The sequence below is a fragment of the Cellulophaga sp. RHA19 genome, from assembly GCF_002813425.1.
Classification (GTDB): Bacteria; Bacteroidota; Bacteroidia; order Flavobacteriales; family Flavobacteriaceae; genus Cellulophaga.
This window is the reverse complement of the sequence record NZ_PHUL01000001.1, coordinates 1,588,951-1,608,119: the sequence shown is the minus strand read 5'-3', so window position 1 is coordinate 1,608,119 and position 19,169 is coordinate 1,588,951. Positions and strand designations below refer to the sequence as shown.

Genomic DNA, 19,169 nt, shown 5'->3' with positions numbered 1-19,169 from the left:
ACTTAAAAACAAAGAAAGGTTAGCTTTTAGCCTTTATTGTAACCAAAACGTTTTAATTGGTTTGCATTGCTACGCCAATTTTTATTTACCTTAACATAAAGCTCTAAGTGTACTTGCTTGTCAAAAAACTTTTCTAAGTCTTTACGTGCCTCTACACCTACTCTTTTTAAAGCAGAACCTTTATGACCAATAATAATACCTTTTTGCGAATCTCTTTCTACCATAATTACGGCACGCATTCTAATAATATCTTCGTCTTCAAAAAATTCTTCTGTATCTATTTCTACAGCGTAAGGAACTTCTTTTTTATAAAATTGAAGTATTTTTTCTCTAATAGTTTCGTTTACAAAAAAACGTTCTGGCTTATCTGTTAACTGGTCTTTAGGGTAGTACGCAGGAGACAGTGGCAACAACTCTATAATTCTAAGAAAAACCTCTTTTACATTAAAGTTCATTAAGGCAGAAATTGGGTGTATTTCTGCAGTTGGCAATTGCTCTTGCCAATATTGTACTTGCTCCTCTAGTTTTTCTTGCTCAGAGGCATCAATTTTATTTAATAATAATAGTACCGGTATTTTACTATTTTTCAACTTATTAAAAAACGCTTCATCTTTTAATGCTTTTTCTCCTATTTCTACCATATAAATAAGAATATCAGCATCTTCAAAAGCAGTCTTTACAAAATCCATCATAGAACTTTGTAATTCATAAGCTGGTTTTATAATTCCTGGAGTATCAGAAAGTATTACCTGAAAATCATCACCATTAACAATACCCAAAATACGATGTCTTGTAGTTTGTGCTTTAGAGGTAATAATAGACAGTTTTTCGCCCACAAAGGCGTTCATTAAAGTAGATTTACCCACATTTGGGTTTCCTATAATATTTACAAATCCGGCTTTATGAGTCATTTTACTATTTTATCATTTAAAATGCAAAGGTACACTATTGTACGGCTTTACTACAATGCAAACCCTAAAATTAAGTATAATATAATGGTTGCAATACCACCAATTAAGGCATAAGGCAACTGTGTATTTACGTGATCTATATGGTCACTTGCAGAAGACATTGACGATATTATTGAGGTGTCTGATATAGGCGAGCAATGATCTCCAAAAATACCACCACCTAAAGTTGCTGCAATTACAAGCGTTATAGGTGCCTGGTGTACCTCTGCCATTGGTATTGCTATAGCCATCATAATTGCAAATGTTCCCCAAGATGTACCTGTAGAAAATGCTATAAAAGAACTAATTACAAAAATTATGGCTGGTAAAAACTCTGGCGACAACCAGTCTTTAGACCATTCTGCTACAAATTTACCTGTACCCAACTCGTTACAAGCATCGCCAATGGCAAACGCTAATAACATAAGTAATGCTAGTGGCATAAGCTCACTAATACCTTTTAAAACCAAATCTATCATTTCTTTGGTTTTCATTATTTTTTGAGACCTGTACAATACCATTGCCACCAAAATAGCGGTTAATACTGCATATAATACAGAAGAAGATCCAGATCCTTGGCCAATTGCTTTAAATATATGGTCTGATGTTGATACTGCATCTGTAACATTACCCCAACCTGTGTACACCAAGTTTATAGGCATCATAAACACCATTGTTGCCAAAGGAATAATCATATTATATGCCTTTGCTTTAATACCTTCTTTTGGTGCTAACGAAGTAACCTCACTAGACAACATAGGTTTAGAGTTGTCGTTTAAAAGTTTACCCGTTTCTCGGGTTCTTTTTTCTGCTTTGGCCATTGGACCAATATCTTTTTTAGACACAATTACAATTATTACTATTGCAATAGCCAAAATGGGATAAAAATTATATGCTATGGATGACAGCATTAAGCCAAACGGGTTTTCTAATCCTTGTGTAACCAACAAGCCCATAATAAAAGCTCCCCACGCATTAAAAGGAATTAGTATAGATGATGGCGCAGAACTAGAATCTGCTATGTACGCTAGTTTTTCTCTTGGTATTTTTAACTTATCAAAAACTGGTCTGTACAACGTACCAACTGTTAAAGAGCTTATACTGGTTTCTACAAACAATAAAATACCAGTTAATAATGCCAGCAATTGTACAATTACTCTGCTGTATCCTTTCTGTTTTTTTTCAAAATAGGCAATTACTTTGTTAAGCTGATTGATAAAACCTTCTACACCTTTAGAGTATTGTATAAATAAAAGTAAAGCACCCACCAAGGCACTAAACATAATGGTTCTTGTATTGCCCTCTGACTTAAATACATTTACCATACCCTCTATAGCACTTAAGGTACCTGTTAAAAAGTTCCAATCGTTTATGATAATCCACGAAAACCATATACCAAAAAGCAAAGCTATGTATACTTGTTTAGTACGTAATGCTAGTACAATTGCAATTATTGGAGGTAATATTGATAGCCAGCCGTAATTATCCATAAAAAATTGGTTTAGTAAAGGTTTTATAAAACGTTACAAAATAGTAAGATTTTATAGAATACTAGCTGTTTTAAGCGTCAAAAAAACAGACTAAAAATTGATAAATAAATATTTTTTAGAATTATTTTGATTTTGGCTTGCCGGATAGAAAAAAGGTTGTATATTTGCAGTCCGAAATATAACGGTCAGCAGTTATGATCTGAAAGTTAAAAGCTAAGATGTTTATTTTGGAAACGCAAATCGCGGGATAGAGCAGTAGGTAGCTCGTCGGGCTCATAACCCGAAGGTCACTGGTTCGAGTCCAGTTCCCGCTACAAAGTTTAAAAGCTTCACAGAAATGTGAAGCTTTTTTTATGCGCTTAATTTAAGCAAGCGCTTCTACTCTATTATGCTGTTTTACACATACTTTCTATTTACTCTTAAAATAGAAAAGTTACCTACAACTAATTTTATACCATTTATAAATAAATTATACCCAATTACACATATCCGTAATTGAACACAAAAAAATAGTTTTACATTGTGTTGAAATAAAAAGCCAAACTGCAATATATGCGTTTATTGCGCCAATATGGATGAATAAACTCAATTTATTGTATTTACTAACTAGTTACCAAACATTTAAAACCACTGTTGGGGAGAAAATAAAAAAGGGAATGACTGATAAGGAATATAAAGATATTGATGATTTGCTAGAATGGATGTCTAATGATAATTTATGTGTTATACTTAAAGATCTATCTGATTTGAGAAGAAAGTCTATTAACTATTGTAAATCAATGGGATTTATTCAAGTTAGAGTAAAAACCCAATTTGAGTTAAGCGAAAAAGGATATGATGTTATAAACGCTAATGGTTTAAAAAATTACTTATATAAAAATAATGAGAATAAAAATTTAGAAACGGAACTAAAAAAGTTACAAATAGATAATTTGAAATATGAAAAAACTATAAGAAGTCTAAAGGAACAATTATTAGTCATAAACTTAATAAAAGCCTACAAATGGTATTTAGGATTTATAATAACCATTGGAATATTTTTAGGATATTTCCTTTCGTTGCTAATAAGATAATGGTCAGAACAAAACCAACTCAAGTAAAGAAAGTTTTACATTTATCATTAATCCTAAGTAAATCGTTTTCTCCTGCCAAAAGAACAGAGATTAAAAAGAGTTTGATAATAAAGTATATAATCTATTTTTTTTCGTTCCTCAAAAACAAATCATAGCCGAGACCGTTTACAAACATTTAACACTCATACTTATGACACAAGATGAAGCAATAATGCAAATAAACCATATTAAAGATATTCAAAAAGAAAGACTTGAGAAGCATTATTCCTGGGTTAAAACCTTGTTAACATTATCTGTTGGACTTTTTGGAATACTAATAGCTTTTAAGACAGACCAAAAAGAACATATTATTAAGTCTGTTATTTTTTTGATTTCATTATCATCACTTGGAATGGGTATCCTTTTTTCCCTAATTCATCTATATGCTGAAATAAACATTTTAGACCGTCTAAAGAAATTTCAGATTCAACGTGCAATAAAACTGGTGGATGGAATGACTGAAACAATTTCTGACTTTGAAAATATATCCCCTAAATGGATTTATAGAATTTCTGGAAAATTAAATATATTATTTTTCTTAATAAGTCTTTTCTCTTTAATTGGATATTCTTCTTTTGACATATTTTATAAACTTCAGATTTAAACCAACTAAACTAAAAACAAGTTCTATGAGCTTTTTTTTATGCGCTTAATTCAAGTAAGTGCTTATTCTCGCATACTTACAAAGTTAAGTGCTAAACCAAGCAACTACTCATAGTCGAGACTGCTAGCTAAAATTTGGATGTGATTCGTTTTTGGTGTTTTTTTACATCAAATAAATAAATTATGTCGAGACAAAGTATATCATTTACAAAGCCAAACGATGAATGGTTAAAAGCCCAAGTAGACAATAAAGAATATTCTAGCAAAAGCGAATTAGTTAACGATTTAATTAGACAAGCACGAAAACAACAAGTTCAAATTGACTGGGTTAGAGCTAAAATTGAAAAAGCTGAAAATAGTGGATTTACAAGTGATAGTAAAGAAAGTATTTTAGCTCAATCAAAGTCTATGCTTAATGGCTAAATACAAACTGACAAATGAAGCAAAAAATGACTTAATTCGGATTCACCATTACGGAGTTAAAAAATTCGGGATAACCCAAGATGACAAATATTTTGAGTCTTTTTTTGAATATTTTGACATCATCACTAAACGTCCTTTTTCCTTTGAATCTATTGACTATATAAAAAAAGGATACAGACGTTGCACGTGTGGCGTTGATAGTATTTATTATAAGGTCAATGAAAATATTGTTGAAATAGTGACAATAATTGAAAGACAAGATTTGAATGAAAAATTATAATGGAATATAAAAAACTGTAGCCAACAAAAAATCAAATTAAAACAAATTCTTCGTTATTTAAAGACTTTATTATAGTAAGCTCATAAACTCTAAAACAAGTTCTATGAGCTTTTTTTATGCGCTTAATTTAAGTTGGTGCTTCTTATCTATTATTTTAATTGCACATCTATTTTTAATTACATTGAGGCAGTTCTAATTTTTCTTCACTAAGCATAAAGCTATTATTATTCCAAAATAATTTATTAGTCTTGCCATTCTTAGGCTTAGACATATAGTAAAGTGGTTGTTTTATTCTAGAGACATTTAAATTGTTTATTTTTGTAGATAATAAATCAGTTGACTCAATATAAATATTCTGCGCTATATTGAAATCTGACTTTGATGTAGTTGTTATTTTATCGGTAATATGACTATGAAAAATATAATAAAAATTACCCGTCTTCTTGTACGTAAAAATAATATTAAAAGAACGCTCTACGGTTTTGTCTAAATTTGTTTCTAAATCGTAAGGCTTTTGAGTTACACAATTCTCGTATTTTAATATAGCAAATGATTCTGTATCTATGTATATATTACCTGACGATGACTTTACCCTCCCATAACTACTGGCTGAAAACGAACTAGGTCTTTTATTGTTAAAGCCTATTTTGTAAGCTCTTGTTCCTGCATAGTTAACAATATTCTTTTTTAGTAATTCAAATGAAGAAGTTCTATATAAAACGTTTGCTTTACTTAAAATTACACCTCTATCAAAAATAAAAGGCATTTTATTAACTTTACCCCAATAAGAATCTGTTATTTGCTCAACACCAATTGGTTGTTGATGTTTTGAAAACCCAAACATTTTAGTTTCTGGATTATTGGAAACTTTCATTCCTTTTGAGTTATAGGTTTCTATTATTGCCTCTTCTCCCTTAATTGCTTCACTATTCTTAGTACGTAAACGTCTGAAGTAAAACTGTTGATTAAACGGGTTCTCAAAATAATTTATTTTGAGATTTTTACGTGCTTTATCAATAATCTCTTCTGCAGTAAATTGTTTAGCTTCGCCTAAAATTGTAACTTCATCCAAGCTAATAGTATTGTAATTTTTCTCTATAAGTTTTATATGTCTTTCTTTTAATTTAGAGAAAGTAGAAATTTCTATTGTGTCGTTTTCATAACCCATAACAGAGACTACTATTTTGCCTTTTAGCTCTTCCTTTGGAATATGTATTTTAAACATTCCTTCCTTATTAGACAAAACAATTTTATTTGTATTTAGTAAAGATACCTCTGCATTTGGCAAGCCTTTATCATTTGCAAAATCTAAAACCTTACCTTTTACAAACGATACTTTTTTTGAATTTACAGGTTCTTCATATTTTCTAGCATTAGCAGAATAAGAGGTTTTTATAAAAACAAGTCCATCAAAAATTTCAGACCAATTTGCCTTTAATGGCAAATTACCTAAAGCAGAGCAATAGTATTCTTTACCTTCAAAATTTTTAAATTCTAAAAATGCATTTTTATATTTTAAATCTACCAGTTCTTTTTCTATACTATTTTCTGGAGGAGTTAAAAAAGGATAAGGTTTATTGCCTACTTCTCCCCATTTACCATCATAAGACGAGAAAGCTATAGTGTACATATTATTTTTAAAATGTGCTTTTAAAATTTGCCCCATAGGTATAGCTCCTTCTAAAAGTTTATATCCTTGTCCCTTTTTATAATCTGTAGATTCACTATTTATAACATTTAATGAGTCTTGGGCTTCTAAATACTGTTCACTTAAGTTGGTAAATTTAACTTTGCTGATATTTTTTCCAAAATGGTATGATGCTCCCCAACATATCATTTTTTCATTAGGATACATTTCCGACAAAAAAATTAAGTTATTGGCCATTTGCGCATCCCTAGGATTCTGTACAAAAATCTTTTGTTTTTGTCGTTTTCTAATTTCAAACGAAACATCTGACACTTGACTTATGAAAGTCTGTTGTATCATTTTCTCATAAGAACTAGGGTTTTCAATAGCATTTAAATGATTGGCTACTAATTTAATTTTATCATATAGTTCTATAGAATCATTTTTATTTACCACTTCGTTTTCATTATCTTTTAAAACCAAGCCTTTTTCTAAACTATTAAAAAGTTGCTCATCAAGTAATATTTTGTGTTTTTTAAATATATTTTTTAAATCTGGAATAAAGTTATCATTAAAAATAGAGCCTTCCATACTGTCAAACCCTAACAGTCTTATAGTATCTTTTTGTTTTGCCCTATCATCTATATAATTATACAAATTCTGGATAGCCTCAGTTTTAGACCAAATATTTTCTACTTCATTATCTAAAATAGACGCCTCACCATTTTTACTATTAACATAGTTTTTAAAAGCTTTGTAATTATCATAAAATCCGCTTTCTAAAACTAAAATATTATACCCAAGATTCTCGTGTAAATATTTCACTATTTTAACCTTTTCGTCAAAAGTTGCACCGTCTCCATGGGTTTGTTCTCCCAATAACACTATCCTTTTATTAAATGTTATAGAATCTAAAAAAGAATAAGAACTAGTACTATCTAAATTAATAGTATTTTGAGAAATAATGTTGTTGGGTAACAGAAGAGCAAGAAATAAAAAGGCAGAAAATAATTTCATCATTAACAAATTGATGGTTAAATAGAGTTTGTAAGAATCAATAATTCAATAGTTATTTCAAAATTTTTAGAAATACCTAGCTCTCTTGGTTCTATCTTTTTTTATAACTCAAATATAACTAATTTTTGAGCTATGAGATTTTAGGTAATACTTAAAAATACTGTTTTTTAACCTAGTTATTCTTTTATGTCTTTTTCTAAACCAAACTACCTCCACTCTATTATTTGGACTGTATTTTTTAGTATTAAATACAAATTAGACTTTTCCTTAACATACATTATACTACAAATTAATTTAGTGTTTTGTAGTTTTGCACTACCAATTAGAGTAAGAAACCAAATTTTATTAGACAAACCACGTTATGAATAGTCAAATTAAAACATATGTAAGCCTACTAAAAATAAGCATCTTAGCCTTGTTTATCTCTTGTAATACAGATGATGACAGTAAAGTGCTAAGTAGTAAAAAAGAGATTATAGAATTTACTTTTACAACAGAAGACAATTCTAATTTAACGGCTAATATTGCAGCTAAAATAGACCAAGACAAAAAAATAATTTCGGTTTCTTTTCCTTTTGACACTAATATTACGAAGCTTAAACCTACAATAACTATAGCTCCAAATTCTACTATAAACCCTAAAACTAAAGTAGAACAAGATTTTAGCAATACTGTTTACTATACTGTTACCGCTGAAGATAAAACAGAACAGAAATATAAAGTAGAAGTAGTTGTTGAAGATAAAAAACTTACAGATCGTGAAATTTTATTAGAGTTTTACAATGCAAATCCTGACAATACTTTATACTGGGATTTAAGCGACTCTACAATGGATTCTTGGTATGGCGTTAAACATACTGATGGTAATGTAACTGAGGTTACAATTATTAACAAAAATATTGCAACATTGCCAGCATCATTTGGGGGACTTAAAAACTTAAATAAACTTGCGCTAGTAAAGGGGCAATTATCTAACTTACCTGAAGAAATAATTAATTTAACAAGCCTTACTACTCTTTATATTATTAGCAATAATATTACAGATCTTCCAGAAAAAATAGACAACTTAACAGAGCTTAAAGACCTTAATATTGCAAACAACAAGCTAAAAGCTATTCCTAAACAAATAGGTAATTTAAAAAACTTAGAGAGTTTAAATATTAGTGATAATGAATTAAAAGAAATACCAACAGAAATTGGTACTCTAAGCAACTTAACAACACTGTCTTTAGGTGGTGATAACATTGTAAATATCCCTTCTACAATTAATAACTTAACTAAGCTTAATAAGCTATACCTTAATCTAATTAATTTAGCTAGTTTTCCTATAGATTTAAAAAACTTTACAGACTTAATACACCTAACGTTACACTGTAAATTAATTAGTTTTCCTACTGAAATAGGTACACTTAGTAATTTAACTAGTTTGGCTATTATTAATATGGATTTAGCTAGCTTTCCTGAAGAAATTGGGACACTAACAAACCTAGTTACCCTAAGTTTAGATAATAATAATTTAACTAGTTTTCCAAAAGGAATTAATACACTTTCTAAGTTAACTACATTAGCTATTAATAATAACAACATAAATGCTGTTCCTGATGAAATAACAGTTTTTACTAACCTTAAAACATTGTCTTTTAAAGGTAATCAACTAGTTAGTATTCCAACAAAAATAGAGAAACTAACCCAACTAACTTATTTAAATTTAGAAGAAAATAAATTAACTAGTATACCTGCTGAAATAGGAAACCTTGGATATTTAGAAGATTTATTTTTAGAAAAAAATGAACTTAGCACTATACCACAAAGTGTATGTGACTTAAAAAGTAATAATAACACCACTATTTTTATTGACCCGGGCGTAACTTGCAACTAAATGCTTTATTATACTAAGCTTATAATCTAAATTTCTTTTTTGCTTAAGTATGATTTATGTTCTTTTTCCGCTTAAAAAATAAGAGTAACTTTAGTCTGTAATTACTAAATTTAGTAGCAATGAAAAGTAACTCTGAACATAAAATATACGACTGTATTATTATTGGTGGCGGACAAGCAGGTTTGTCTGTTGGTTATTTTTTTAGAAGAACAAAATTAGAGTATCTTATTTTAGACGAACAAGATACCGCTGGTGGTGCTTGGCTAAAAACTTGGGACAGTTTAAAGCTATTTTCGCCTGCTGCATACAGTTCTTTATCTGGCTGGCAAATGCCTAATACAGATGAAGAATACCCTACTAAAAATGAGTTTATTAAGTATATTACTGCTTATAAAAAAAGATACAATTTTCCTGTAAACTATAGTACAAATGTGCAACAGGTTGTTAAAGAACATAATTTATATAAAATAACTACAAACAAAGGTGTTTTTTATAGTAAAACATTAGTAAGTGCTACGGGTACTGCTAAAAATCCTTTTATTCCAACATATCCAAAAGCAGACATTTTTAAAGGAGAACTAATACATTCTGTAAATTATAAAAATGCTAGTAATTTAAAAGATAAAAATGTTATTGTTGTTGGCGGCGGTAACTCTGGTGCTCAAATTTTAGCAGAAGTATCTAAAGTTGCTAAAACAAAATGGGTTACCTTAAAAGAACCTAATTTTTTACCTAAGGAGATAGATGGTCGTTATTTGTTTAAACAGGCCACAGAAAGCTATGTTAATAACGACACAAAAAGCTATACAGAGAAAGTGTCATTAAGTGATATTGTACAAATTAAAAGCGTACAAGAAGCCTTAAAAAGAGAGGTTTTTAAAGATTATAGGCCTTTTACATCCTTTTATGAAAATGGTGTTATCTGGGAAGGCAACACTAAAGAACCTGTAGATGTAATTATTTGGTGTACTGGCTTTAGAGCTAATTTAGAACATTTGTCTGCATTGCAAATTACCCAAAACAGTAAAATAAACACAACAGGTACTAAAGCTACAGATATAAATGGCTTGTGGTTGGTTGGCTATGGCAATTGGACGGGTTTTGCCTCTGCTACTATTTATGGCGTTGGAAAAACTGCTAAACAAACTGTAAAGGAGATTGTTGCTTATGTTGATAATATATGATTCTTCAAAGGAATAAGAAATCATTAATTTGTAGGTTTTTATTTTTTAATTTGTAAGTTTGAAACCAACATTTAAACTTACTTATGAAAAAAACATCTTATTTATTTGCCTTACTAGTTTTTAGCTTAGTTACAATTAGTTGTAATAACGATGATGACACAACCAAATCAGATCCAGAAGTAGATAATGCAACAAAAATTATTGGTCTTTGGGAAATTGACAAACAATTTTTAAATGGAGATATTCTCCCGTTTACTGATGAATGCCAAGCAATTGAAACTACTGAATTTAAAGCAGATGAATCCTTTTTTTCTGTAGAACTAGATCCAATAGACGGAGAGTGTGTTGATGCAGAACCATCTAAAGGAACTTGGAGCATTAGTAATTCTGAGTTAACTCTAAACTTCACTCAAACTGGAAGTTTAATTCAAAATGACACTTATGTATTTGAGATATTAGACTTAACTAGTAGCTCTTTAAAAATTAAAATAACCTCTTTAGATGTAGATGACGACGGTAACAATGACGAATACGAGATACAATATGTAAAATAAAACCAATAATATATACTTAAAAAGCCACAAGTTTATTTATAAACTTGTGGCTTTTTACTTTTTATGACACGAATATATACTGATACAGGGCGAAAAAAAACTGAGTATTTCATCACTCTTAAAAATTACATTACTTAGCCTATATAACTACAATACAGAATTAAATTTTACATAAAAATGAAAAATAGATATTTACTAACAACAATATGTACACTGCTTATTAGTGCTTTTGCATTAGGGCAAACAATAAGCCTTGGCAGTGATGAGCCCGAAACAAACCAGTATAGTAATGACAAAATTGCTACATCTATTAAAGAGATCCTAAGCACAACAAATAACAAGGATATTTTAGGCAATGAAAAAGTAGAAAATGACCTTATTATTGTTTTAAAAAACGATGGAGAAATAACGTCTTATGATTTAGAAAGTTTAGACCAAAAATGGAATATTAAGTTTACAGATAGCTCTTATAATAAAATGAGGAATCAGTTTAAAATTGAAAACTCTATTTTATATGCTACAAGCACACAAAAAGAAATTATTGCTGCTAATGTAAATGATGGCAGTCTGTATTGGAAAACAGAAATTGGTATGCACTCTGGCGTAGATAAAAGGTATGTAATTAGTGGTCAGCATTTACCAATACAAGGAAATTTAATTTTTTTAGCATCTAACAACAAACAACTATACGCTTTTAACAAATATACAGGAGACAAAGTATGGAACTACAAGTTACAGTTTCCTTTCAATAACTATACGCCTGTTTTAAACAAAGACAACCTTGTAATATCTAACGCGCCTTATGTGTACTCTTTTAAATCACAAACAGGACAAGCAATTTGGCAAAGAGGTTTTGGTAATACCCCTATGTATTCTTTAATGCAGATTGATGATAAAAAAGCTTACGTAGCTAACGAATATAATAAAGTATATGCTTTAAATATTGACGATATGGCGTCTATAGCTTGGGAATACCAAACCGAACATACATATGCCAATATAGACAGCAACACTATACTAGACGGTGGAACGTATTATTTTGCATCTGAAACAGATAATGATACCTTAGATGCTATTGCTTTAAATAGTGATAATGGAGAGTTACTATGGAAAACCAGTCTAAATATTGATGGTGATGATGTTAGGTACTTTAGTAAATACAACAACTATATTTATGGTTTTACAAAGGCTGATACTAATGCATTTTTTATGCTAAACGCGGCAGATGGTAAGCAGTTAAAAATTAGTCAGCCTAAGGAGAAGATACTATCTAATATTTTTATTTCTAATGGCGAACTAACATTTTTAACAAAAAACTATTTTGTAACCTACAACCTTAAAACAAAAAAGTACGCTTACAAAGACATTAAACTAGAATATGAGGTTAATGATGCTTTTAATTTATATTTTGAAATAGTTAAAGCCAATTAACCAAAACATTACAAAACAACTAAACCTGCTAAAATTTTGAACAACATTATTACATACATAAAGCCAGTTTCTATCTTAAAAAGAATTTTTGGTGCTTTTTTAATTTTACTTTCTATTTACGTTGTACTATTTAACAACATTTTATTTGGTTTTTTTATGTGTGCGCTGGGTATTTTTTTAAGTGCTACAACGGGTTCACAAATTAATTTAAGCAACAATACCTATAGAGAAATTTGGTCTATTTTTTCAATTCATTTTGGCAATTGGCATAAAAATCCAGAGTTTGAGTATATATCTGTTTTTAAAGGCAAACAATCGCAACGTATAAATTCACTTGGTGCATCTGCGTCATTTTCAAATCAAATTTTTATTATCAATTTATTTTATTCAAAAAATAAACACATTACTTTTTATCAATCTAAAAACAAAGACAATGCTTTTAAAGTGGCAACAGATATTAAAAATACTTTAAAGTTAGATATTTTAGATGCTACAGAGAAAGAACAGAAATGGTTACCATAAGCAACTTATTATTACATTTTGTAAGTCCTATTCTCAAAAATTATTATTATTTAAGACGATTAAAAAGTAGAACAAGCACAGGTTAGTAGCCTTAAAAAAGAAACCAAACATTAAAATAATAACTTACTATACAAAGGTTTTGTTGAATGCAAAACTTTTAAAAGAAAATTAATCTTTTGCCTGAAAACAAGACTTAAGCATCTGGTATAAATCTGGATGCTTTTTTTTCATTATTTCTGGTTTTTCAAAAAAATATTCTGAAGCTACTGCTAAAAACTCGGCTTCATTTGTACCTCCATAATTTCTAATATCTGATTTGTTATCATTTATATCCTCCATCTTTTTATGTATGGTTTTTAACCAAGGAATAATATATGGCTCATTTAGCAAGCGTTCTGGTATACCATCTATTACACCGTCTTGTTTATCTATTAAATGTATAAACTCATGTATTCCTGTATTGTGAATACGAGACTTATTTTTAAACCCATTGTGCAGTGCTTTTCTAGATAAAAGCATCTGGTTTTTAAACTGTCCGTTACCCACCATACCTGCAATATTTCTGTCTTTATCTTTTTTAGCAAAACTTAGGTCTTCATTAAAATGCTCTGGATAAATAAGTACTGTACTTAAATGCTTGTAATGCCACTCTGTAAAATTAAATACTGGAATTACAGCACTAGAGGCTATTAAAATTTTATCAATATCATCTACACTAAAGCCAACACTTTCTATATGCACCTCGCTTAAAAATAGCATTATTCGTTTTTGAAATCTTTGTTGTTCACTTGATGACAATTTTTTGTAAAACCCTACTTTAGAAACCAACAACGTGTGCCAATTAGAAGGGAATTTTTCTACTTTTTTATTTCTAGTAATTATAAATGCATAAATAGCAAAAGCTATTAAAAGGGTAAATCCTATGGTATAAAACATATTGTGGCAATCTAAAAATTAAAACGAGATTTAAACTAGAAAAATAGCTAAAAAGAAAAACCCCGTTTAAGTTACGGGGTTTAAATTTAAAAAAGTTTTTTACATAAAAATTATTTTTTTGCAGAAGGCGGTACAGCTGGCCTTACCTCTACTTTACTTGGTAATGTTCTTGGATTCATTTGCGTTAAGTCTACCACCATTTGTCCTATATCTTCTGGCTGAATTTTCCAAGCATCTGCATCTGTAGGTGTGTGTCCGTTAAAATAAGTGGCTACAGAGCCTGGCATAATAGTAGTTACTTTAATATCGTAAGGTCTTAAGTCTAGCATAATAGCTTGTGAAAAACCTACCACAGCAAATTTACTAGCGTTATAAGCTGCTCCTTTTTCAAAATAATTAGTACCAGCCAAACTTGCAATAGTAATAATATAACCTTTAGACTTTTTAAGGGCAGGTATTGCAGACTTTATGGTATTAAAAACTCCTGTTACATTTATATCTATAACGGCATTCCAATCCTCCGCACTCATTTCATCAACAGGAGAAAATCTTCCTACGCCTGCGTTAGCTATACAATAATCTAATTGTCCCCACTTGTCTACAACTTGTTGTATGGCATTTTCTTCATCTGCTAGGTTTCTTACATCAGATTTAATTACTAAAACCTCTGCATCCCCAATTGTTTTTAAGTGTTTTTCTGCCTCATCTAAATCATTCTGCGTTCTTGCTGTAATAGCTACATTAACTCCTTCTTTTAGCAATGCTTCTGCTATTCCTAATCCTATTCCTTTAGAACCACCTGTTATGTATGCTGTTTTTTTCATCTTCAATTATTTATATTTAACTCTAAAATTAGCAAGAAATTCTGTTTTATTCTGTGGTATAATAATCCATAACAAAAACATCATCTATTAACGAACCTATATTTTTTATAAGTTCTAAATGTTCTTTGTGAACCAAATACACCTCTAGCGCTTTTTCGTCTTTAAAAGTAAGCATAAAGCTATGGGTAAACCCTTTACTTTTTCCTTCTTTACTGTTGTTAATTCCCCATTCAAAATCTAAAATTTCAGGAATTTTATTTTTTAACGCTACAAAATTCTCTACTGCCCTATTCACCTCTTTTGGTGTAGCAGCATCTTTATATTTTAAATTTACAACATGTCTAAGTTTTTTGCCATTTTTAGACTTAAAACTTACTTTATAAGCAAACATCTTTTTTACTTTAGGATCTACGGAACCTGCTAAAAAAAAGAAATTTTCATTAATTTTTATTGATGCTAACCCATAATAAATAGGGTAACTAGTATCTAATACACCAGAAGGTTTTAAGGTGCCATTAGCATTTAATTTACATAATTGTATGCTATTATCATCACGCGTACCTATTGCAACTAATGCTTCAGATTCGTCAATTTTTAATATTTCAATACGTGTTTGTCCTGCTAATTTTGTGGTAGCATTATTAACTAAAACAGAATGAGGAATAAGTTCTCCTGACTCATTAACCTTAAAAACGCTTACACCATCACCATGAAAAACAAAATCTTTCTTTTTAATAAAATTACCTCTTTTATAATATTTATGATGTCTATGCCCTACAACAATATAATGGTTAGCTCCTAAAGTAACTCCGTTTACAGGGTATGCGCCTGTTAAGTAACGGTTGGTTGTATTGTCTGCAATGTTATTTACATTTTTAAAAGTGCCATTGTTAAAAACCTCAAAACTACTAATGCCATTGTCTTGAAAACCACCTGTAATAAGAAATATTTTGCCATTTATTTTATGTGAATACATACCAATTATACCGTCTGTATGTATAAAATCATCATCTGCAAGCGATTGTATATGACTAAGTTTTCCGTTTTTATGTATTTTAAAACAGCTTAAACCCGGTGCGCTCTCTAGTCCACCTACAAAAAGGTAAAAATTGTTTTTTATAGGAATAACTTTAAGAGTAATAACTGTACCTAAATAAGTTTCTGGTGTATCGTTTAATACAAATACCCTTTTTAAGCTTCCATTATCTTCTATACTATAAACCTCTACACTATTGCCTCCTTTATTACCTACAAATAAATAATCTGTTCCCTTTATATTATGAGCTACCAAACCTCTTGCTGGTCCTTTTTTGTTCTGCAACTCATAAGCACCAACTGGTATTAATTCTCCGGTAGCGTTTAGTTTAAATACATTTATAAATGCACCATCTCCTCCAGAGAACACATAATTAACTCCGTTTTTACTGTAAGTAGTAGCTGTAACCGTGTTGTACTTGGTAGTTTTAAAATCTGTTTGTTGTAATACTGTATAATTACTTTTTGTAAGTTGAGTATAACCAAGGAAGCAACTACAACTAAATACGATAAAAAATATACTTTTAATCCAATTCATTTTACTTTGTTTTTTGCTCTTTTAATATAGATTTTGCTCCGTAAGTCGCTATTTTATGATCTTCTTCTATTGTACCACCACTTACTCCTATGGCTCCTATTATTTTCCCTTCATTGTTTTTTATGGGAACTCCTCCTGGAAAACTAATCAATCCATTATTAGAGAGTTCTATATTGTAAATAATACCACCTGGCTGGGTAAGTTTACCTAAATCACCAGTTGCAATATTAAAATAACGAGAGGTTTTTGCTTTTTTTATAGCTACATCTATACTTCCTAAAAAAGAATCGTCCATACGTACAAAAGCTTTTAAATTTGCTCCTGCATCTACCACAGCAATATTTACCAAAACTCCCATACTTTCTGCTTTTTGCTTTGCCTTTAAAATAGCACTTAAAGCATCCTTATCTGTAATATCTGTTGTGTTTTAAAGTTTTTCCCTTTGGTTTAAAGGTAATTTTAGGTGTATATAAATTCATCATTATTGGTTGTTACATATTAATGTAATGCAAATCTCTATAATGAAAATGAAAAAAAAGTTGAACAAGTTCAACTGTAAAAAATTATTTTTCGTTTTTTTTAATCTTGCTTAAAAACTCGTGTCTAATACCCAAGTAACCTGCAATTTGTTTATCTGTTAGTTTTAAAGAAATGTCTGGATATGTTTTTATAAAATACAAATACCTTTCTTTAGCTGTTAAACAATGATTACGTATTAATCTTCTTTGCCAAGACACAACAGCTTTTTGAAACATTATTTTAAAAAGCTTTTCTACAATTGGAAGCAAATTACACAGTTGTTCTTTATCTTCTTTATTAATTAACAGCACCTTACTATCTTCTAAAGCCTGTATATTTAGTTCTGATGGTGTTTGGTTCATAAAGCTATCTATATCCATTAACCACCAGTCTTTTGCAGCAAAATACAAGGTATTATCATTACCGTTTTTATCTAAAGAAAACACTCTAAAACATCCCTGTACCACAAACCCCTCAAACTTACAAATGCTTCCTTGAGTTAATAAAAACTCTTTTTTCTTTATCTCTTTTGTTGTAAAATAAGAGCATATTTTCTCTAGCTCTTTGCTAGAAAGGTCTAAATTACCGTTTAAGTTTTTCTTTAATAATTGGTATGGCATAGTTAAAATAAGTTAGTCTAATGTAGCTAAATACTCTTCTGCATTAGTTAAGTGAGCTTGTTGTTTTTCTTTATCCATTTTATCATACATACGTATAAGCATTCCTAACCTTGGGTTAGACAAGAAAAAATCTCTTTGTGTATGCATAAACCTCCAAAAGAGTCCGTCCCAAACATCTTGCCACTCTCCTTTTTTGTAATTACTCATTTTCATTAAATAATTGCTGCCGCTTATATAGGGTTTGGTTGCCATTAAACCGCCATCTGCAAACTGACTCATACCATACACATTAGGTACCATAACCCAGTCATAAGAATCTATAAACAACTCCATAAACCATTGGTATACCTCATCCGGATGAAACTCACACAACAACATAAAATTACTTAATACCATTAAACGCTCTATATGGTGGCTATATCCTGTTTGTAATAGTTTTTTAATAGTTTGGTCTATTGGTGGTATACCTGTTGTTCCTGTATAAAAAGAAGCTGGTATTTTACGTGTAAACTTCCAATAATTAGTAGTACGCTCCTCTGTTCCTTTAGTAATATACATACCTCTAATAAACTCTCGCCAACCAATAATTTGCCGTACAAACCCCTCTGTAGAATTTATAGGCACGTTGTTTGCCTTAGCGTAATCTAAAGCCCTGTATACAATTTCTTTTGGTGTAATTAACCCCACATTTAACATAGGTGTTAATACACTATGGTTTAATATAGAGTTTTCTGCTACAATGGCATCTTCATACACACCAAACTCCATAAATCTTTGTTCAAAAAATTGCTGTAACCAATCTTCAGTTTCTTTAAAATTAGTTGGGTATAGACTCTGTTCTGTTAGTGATCCTAAATTATCTTCAAAATTCTTATTTACATATTCCTTTGCTTCCTTATAGTATTTATCTACATCTGGAAACTGAATAGATGGAGGTGTCTTTTTTGCCGGATATTTTTTACGATTCTCCGCATCATAAGTCCATTTACCTCCTTCTGGTTCTCCGTTTTCATCAATAAGAATATTTAATTTTTTACGTTGTTCTTTGTAAAAAGTAGTTTGATGGTATTTTTTTTTGTCTGTGGTAAAAAATGATGCTAAATCTTCTTCAGAATTTAAAAATAAAGGTGAAGTGTGTACTGTGGTTTTTATTCCTGCTTTTTCAGCACTTTCTTCAATTCGTTTTTTTAACCAATTATCTGTTGGGTCTATATAATTTATATGCTCAACGTTATCCTTTTTTAACTCTTGTAGAAATATTCTAATATCAGATTTTTTATCTGTTGATGCTATATAGGTATCGTCACTATTATGTTCATCAATTAAAAAATCTCTGTACCTCATCATAGTTGCTCTATGAAAAGCAATTTTTTGCTTGTGAAAAGAGTACTGTTTAAAAAATAAATATTCTTCTATTAAATAAATGGTTTCCCCATTACCTAGCATAGGAGATTTTTTAAATAATTGATGCGGAAAAACTATACTTATACTTTTCATTTATTTCTTTTACAACGTTGACTACAATACTTAACCTCTTCCCAATTTTTCTCCCACTTTTTACGCCAAGTAAATGGCCGTTCACAAACAATACATATTTTCTGTGGCAGATGCTGCTTTTTCATTTT

General features: G+C 29.9%; 19 protein-coding genes and 1 tRNA gene. 10 read left to right on the top strand and 10 right to left on the bottom strand.

Features of this window, described 5'->3' with window-relative positions:
- Window positions 1-26 precede the first annotated feature (26 nt).
- Both era and AX016_RS07185 read right to left on the bottom strand, forming a co-directional pair.
- Window positions 27-911 (bottom strand): GTPase Era, encoded by an 885-nt coding sequence (gene era / locus AX016_RS07190; protein ID WP_013620291.1) that lies wholly within the window; start codon window positions 909-911, stop codon window positions 27-29.
- A 50-nt stretch (window positions 912-961) separates the two neighbouring features.
- Window positions 962-2,440 (bottom strand): Na+/H+ antiporter NhaC family protein, encoded by a 1,479-nt coding sequence (locus AX016_RS07185; protein WP_100894968.1) that lies wholly within the window; start codon window positions 2,438-2,440, stop codon window positions 962-964.
- A 241-nt stretch (window positions 2,441-2,681) separates the two neighbouring features.
- Between AX016_RS07185 and AX016_RS07180 the strand changes: the two genes are divergently transcribed.
- From AX016_RS07180 to AX016_RS07160, 5 genes are all read left to right on the top strand, one after another.
- Window positions 2,682-2,754 (top strand) — tRNA-Met (locus AX016_RS07180).
- A gap of 342 nt (window positions 2,755-3,096) precedes the next feature.
- Window positions 3,097-3,513, top strand: a complete 417-nt coding sequence (locus AX016_RS07175; protein WP_157811108.1) for a hypothetical protein — start codon at window positions 3,097-3,099, stop codon at window positions 3,511-3,513.
- A gap of 190 nt (window positions 3,514-3,703) precedes the next feature.
- Window positions 3,704-4,156, top strand: a complete 453-nt coding sequence (locus AX016_RS07170; RefSeq protein ID WP_100894966.1) for a hypothetical protein — start codon at window positions 3,704-3,706, stop codon at window positions 4,154-4,156.
- Window positions 4,157-4,338: 182 nt separating this feature from the next.
- On the top strand, window positions 4,339-4,578 hold the full coding sequence (locus AX016_RS07165; protein WP_100894965.1) for a ribbon-helix-helix domain-containing protein: 240 nt from the start codon (window positions 4,339-4,341) through the stop codon (window positions 4,576-4,578).
- The gene (locus AX016_RS07160) at window positions 4,571-4,858 is read left to right on the top strand and encodes a type II toxin-antitoxin system RelE/ParE family toxin (RefSeq protein ID WP_100894964.1); all 288 of its coding nucleotides are present in this window, start codon (window positions 4,571-4,573) and stop codon (window positions 4,856-4,858) included. The genes AX016_RS07165 and AX016_RS07160 overlap by 8 nt, the downstream gene beginning before the upstream one ends.
- 172 nt (window positions 4,859-5,030) lie before the next feature.
- Here the strand turns inward: AX016_RS07160 and AX016_RS07155 are convergent, their stop codons facing one another.
- Window positions 5,031-7,505, bottom strand: a complete 2,475-nt coding sequence (locus AX016_RS07155; RefSeq protein WP_100894963.1) for an erythromycin esterase family protein — start codon at window positions 7,503-7,505, stop codon at window positions 5,031-5,033.
- A 358-nt stretch (window positions 7,506-7,863) separates the two neighbouring features.
- Between AX016_RS07155 and AX016_RS07145 the strand changes: the two genes are divergently transcribed.
- From AX016_RS07145 to AX016_RS07125, 5 genes are all read left to right on the top strand, one after another.
- The gene (locus tag AX016_RS07145; protein WP_100894961.1) at window positions 7,864-9,381 is read left to right on the top strand and encodes a leucine-rich repeat domain-containing protein; all 1,518 of its coding nucleotides are present in this window, start codon (window positions 7,864-7,866) and stop codon (window positions 9,379-9,381) included.
- 119 nt (window positions 9,382-9,500) lie between these two features.
- Window positions 9,501-10,565, top strand: coding sequence for an ArsO family NAD(P)H-dependent flavin-containing monooxygenase (locus AX016_RS07140; RefSeq protein WP_100894960.1), 1,065 nt, complete (start codon window positions 9,501-9,503; stop codon window positions 10,563-10,565).
- An 83-nt stretch (window positions 10,566-10,648) separates the two neighbouring features.
- Entirely contained in the window at window positions 10,649-11,119 is a 471-nt protein-coding gene (locus AX016_RS07135; protein ID WP_100894959.1) for a lipocalin family protein, read from the top strand.
- Between the two features lie 177 nt (window positions 11,120-11,296).
- A complete protein-coding gene (locus tag AX016_RS07130; protein ID WP_100894958.1) occupies window positions 11,297-12,550 on the top strand; it encodes an outer membrane protein assembly factor BamB family protein in 1,254 nt (417 codons plus the stop codon).
- 36 nt (window positions 12,551-12,586) lie between these two features.
- Window positions 12,587-13,072: a hypothetical protein gene (locus AX016_RS07125; protein ID WP_100894957.1), complete on the top strand. Its 486-nt coding sequence runs from the start codon at window positions 12,587-12,589 to the stop codon at window positions 13,070-13,072.
- 168 nt (window positions 13,073-13,240) lie between these two features.
- On the opposite strand, the gene AX016_RS07120 is transcribed toward AX016_RS07125, so the two are convergent.
- The 7 genes from AX016_RS07120 to AX016_RS07090 all read right to left on the bottom strand — a co-directional run bounded on the left by AX016_RS07120 (window position 13,241) and on the right by AX016_RS07090 (window position 19,166).
- Window positions 13,241-14,008, bottom strand: coding sequence for a zinc-dependent peptidase (locus AX016_RS07120; RefSeq protein WP_100894956.1), 768 nt, complete (start codon window positions 14,006-14,008; stop codon window positions 13,241-13,243).
- A 110-nt stretch (window positions 14,009-14,118) separates the two neighbouring features.
- Window positions 14,119-14,832 carry an SDR family oxidoreductase gene (locus AX016_RS07115; RefSeq protein WP_100894955.1) on the bottom strand — a complete coding sequence of 238 codons (714 nt, stop codon included), beginning with the start codon at window positions 14,830-14,832 and terminating at the stop codon, window positions 14,119-14,121.
- A gap of 46 nt (window positions 14,833-14,878) precedes the next feature.
- Window positions 14,879-16,405: a Dabb family protein gene (locus AX016_RS07110; RefSeq protein WP_100894954.1), complete on the bottom strand. Its 1,527-nt coding sequence runs from the start codon at window positions 16,403-16,405 to the stop codon at window positions 14,879-14,881.
- A gap of 1 nt (window position 16,406) precedes the next feature.
- Entirely contained in the window at window positions 16,407-16,763 is a 357-nt protein-coding gene (locus AX016_RS07105; protein WP_330400331.1) for a GlcG/HbpS family heme-binding protein, read from the bottom strand.
- Between the two features lie 205 nt (window positions 16,764-16,968).
- Window positions 16,969-17,544: a Crp/Fnr family transcriptional regulator gene (locus tag AX016_RS07100; protein WP_100894953.1), complete on the bottom strand. Its 576-nt coding sequence runs from the start codon at window positions 17,542-17,544 to the stop codon at window positions 16,969-16,971.
- Window positions 17,545-17,556: 12 nt separating this feature from the next.
- A complete protein-coding gene (locus tag AX016_RS07095) occupies window positions 17,557-19,041 on the bottom strand; it encodes a cryptochrome/photolyase family protein (protein ID WP_100894952.1) in 1,485 nt (494 codons plus the stop codon).
- Complete coding sequence (locus AX016_RS07090) at window positions 19,038-19,166, bottom strand: DUF2256 domain-containing protein (RefSeq protein ID WP_013620306.1); 129 nt, start codon at window positions 19,164-19,166, stop codon at window positions 19,038-19,040. Before AX016_RS07090 ends, AX016_RS07095 begins: the two co-directional genes overlap by 4 nt.
- Window positions 19,167-19,169 lie beyond the last annotated feature (3 nt).